The organism is Thioalkalivibrio sp., from assembly GCF_041685615.1.
GTDB lineage: Bacteria > Pseudomonadota > Gammaproteobacteria > Ectothiorhodospirales > Ectothiorhodospiraceae > Thioalkalivibrio.
Window position 1 is genome coordinate 1 of record NZ_JAWLFK010000106.1, and the last position, 2,651, is coordinate 2,651.

Annotated in this window: 3 protein-coding genes; 2 read left to right on the plus strand and 1 reads right to left on the minus strand. The window is 68.5% G+C overall.

All coding sequences use genetic code 11. The features are described from left to right. The coding region (locus ACESLR_RS11965) for a hydantoinase/oxoprolinase N-terminal domain-containing protein (RefSeq protein WP_373067745.1) at nt 1-761 on the minus strand (761 nt) is incomplete at its 3' end. A gap of 83 nt (nt 762-844) precedes the next feature. Between ACESLR_RS11965 and ACESLR_RS11970 the strand changes: the two genes are divergently transcribed. Both ACESLR_RS11970 and ACESLR_RS11975 read left to right on the plus strand, forming a co-directional pair. Continuing rightward, the gene (locus ACESLR_RS11970; protein ID WP_373067751.1) at nt 845-1,924 is read left to right on the plus strand and encodes a metal-dependent hydrolase; all 1,080 of its coding nucleotides are present in this window, start codon (nt 845-847) and stop codon (nt 1,922-1,924) included. A gap of 59 nt (nt 1,925-1,983) precedes the next feature. After that, complete coding sequence (locus ACESLR_RS11975; protein WP_373067757.1) at nt 1,984-2,247, plus strand: hypothetical protein; 264 nt, start codon at nt 1,984-1,986, stop codon at nt 2,245-2,247. Nucleotides 2,248-2,651: the final 404 nt, after the last annotated feature.

A 2,651-nucleotide genomic window follows, 5' to 3' on the forward strand; every position in this document is an offset into this window, starting at 1 on the left:
CGCGCCGCATCCACCAGCCCGCCATGCGACTGCATGAAGCGCAGCGGCACATCCCCCAGTTCGCCGGCGATCTGATCCACATAGCGGCGGAGCACCGGCGACAGGTAGGCATCCACCACCGTGGTCTCGCCGCGCGGCACCAGCTTGATCAGCGGGCTGGTCGCATGGCTGGTCGCCACCTCGGCAAAGCCCATCTCGCGGGCGAGTCCGGCGATCGCCTGCTCGTGCGCCGGATAGCGATAGCCGTGCACGCAGACCACGGCCACCGCTCGAATCCCGTCATTGAGGGCCGCCTGCAGACGCGGCCGCAATGCCTCGAGATCCACCGCCTGGAGGATCTCGCCGGCCGCATTCACCCGTTCGCGCACCGGTTCCACACGGGCATACACCGGCGCTGGCAGGCGGATGGCCCGTGCGAACAGGTCCGGCCGCGCCTGGTGCCCGATCGCCAGCGCATCTTCCAGTCCCTCGGTAATTACCAGCAGGGTCGGCTCGCCCTTGCGCTCCAGCAGCGCGTTGGTCGCCACCGTGGTGCCCATCCGGACCTCGTGGATCACCCCGTCCGGGATCGATGCGTCAGCCGCGAGGCCCAGGAGGTCACGGATCCCCTGCACCGCGGCATCGGCATAGGCCCGCGGGTTCTCGGACAGCAGCTTGTGAGTGTGCAGCCGGCCGTCCGGGTCGCAGGCCACCAGGTCGGTAAAGGTACCGCCCCGGTCCACCCAGAACTGCCACTGATTGTCGTGTCCGGCTTGAGTCATGTCTGCCGCTCTGTTCAGATCGCGTGAACCTGGGCGCCGGACGCCAGTCACAGGCGCGTCAACGCACAAGGAAATCGTTCCGCATGGATCCCGTTACCCAAGCCAGCCTGGGCGCCGTCGTCGGCGGACTGACGCTCGGATCGCGCCTGGGCCGCAAGGCCGTACTGCTGGGCGCCGCCGTGGCCATCGTCCCGGACCTCGACGTACTCATAGCCTACGGGGACGACGTCTCCGATTTCATCCATCACCGTGGCTTCAGTCACTCCCTGCTGCTGCAACTGCTGGTCGCCACCGGCGTGGCGGGCCTGCTCGCGCGCATCCCGGCGACCCGCGAGATCGGCTTCGGGCGCTGGTGGTGGTTCCTGTTCCTGATATTGTCCACCCACGTACTGCTGGATGCCCTCACCACCTACGGCACGCAGATCCTGTGGCCCTTCATGGGACCGATCGGGGTAGCCTCGATCTTCGTGATCGATCCGTTCTACACCCTGCCCCTGCTGGTGGTCGCCATCGGCGCATTGTTGTTCCGCTTCGCACCGCGACTGCTGGTTGCCGGGCTCGTCCTGTCCACTGTCTATGCCGGATCGGGACTGGCCCTGAAGGCCTGGCTGGACCACCGGATCCAGCCCGCACTGATGGCGATGGAGCTGCAGGACCGGCCGCGTCTGGTCCAGCCCACCCCGTTCAACCTGCTCCTGTGGCGTGTCACCGTGGTGGATGATGACCGCTTTCTGGAGGCGTGGGTGAGTATACTCGACCAGCCCATCCGCCCCGACTTCGAGGCCTTCGAGCGCGGGGCGCACCTGCAGGACGAAGCCCTGGCCCTTGAGGACGGGCAGCGCCTGCAATGGTTCGCCGGCGACTTCCTGCGCTTCCACCGCGCCGCGCGGGAGGACGCACCCGATCGCCTGGTCGTCACTGACCTGCGCCTTGGCGCCCCCGGCTACTTCCCGTTCGGCTTCGAGATCGCGGAGGAACGCGACGGTGCCTGGCAGCCCATCACCAGCCGCCAGGTTCGCGAGACGGGCCCGCGTGGAGACGCGCTCCGTGCCATTGCCACGCGCATCACCGATCCCGAGGGCGCGCCCTGCCTGATGGACCTGGCCGAACCCGACTACGCCATCACCCGGCCGCCGCCGCGCTGCCGCCTGCGGACGCCGTGACCCGGTCTGCCGACCCCGAGCCGGCCTCGCCGGCCAGCTGCGAGCTCTGCGGACGCGAGATGGAGGCCCTGACCCGCCATCACCTGATCCCGCGCAAGCAGCACCGGCGCATGCGTATCCGCCGGCGCTTCAGCCGCGCCGAGCGCGAGGGCCGGATCCTGAGGGTCTGCCGCCCCTGTCATGATCACGTCCACAAGCACTTCGACGAGCAGACCCTGGCGGAACGCCTGAACACGCGCGAGGCGCTGCTGGCCGAGCCGGTGATCCGCGACTTCGTCGCCTGGATCGCCCGCCACCCACCCGGCTTCAAGCCGCGTAGCTAGCGCGGGTGGCCCGCGGCGGGCCTGACCGGGCCCGATTCGTCGTCGGTGTCTTCGGCGCGTTTGGCTGTCCGCCTGCCGGGTGATGGCTGGTCCTGGTTCGGCATCCGGTGTTTACGGGGGCTCCGGTCCGCATACTGCCCGGCGCTGACTCGCCAGCGCGCCCCGAGGTCCTTTCTTGCTTGCCCAAGAAAGGACCCAAAGAAGGGCACCCGGATTCAGCCCGGGAACCTTGCTCCAGGGCCCTCGGGCCGGCGGCGCTGAACTCGCTTCGCCTTCGGCTTCGCTCAAACATCCAGCGCCTTCTTCCGGCCCGAGCACCCTTCCGCAAGGGGCTCCATACGGGAGGCGAAGGTCAAAACAGAAGGTGTTCCGACCCCTCGACATAACAATAGGCATTGCCGCCC

Excerpts from the sequence above, each read along its gene's own strand:
- ACESLR_RS11975 (WP_373067757.1), top strand. The coding sequence starts at position 1,984 with ATGGAGGCCCTGACCCGCCATCACCTGATCCCGCGCAAGCAGCACCGG.
- ACESLR_RS11970 (WP_373067751.1), top strand. The coding sequence starts at position 845 with ATGGATCCCGTTACCCAAGCCAGCCTGGGCGCCGTCGTCGGCGGACTG.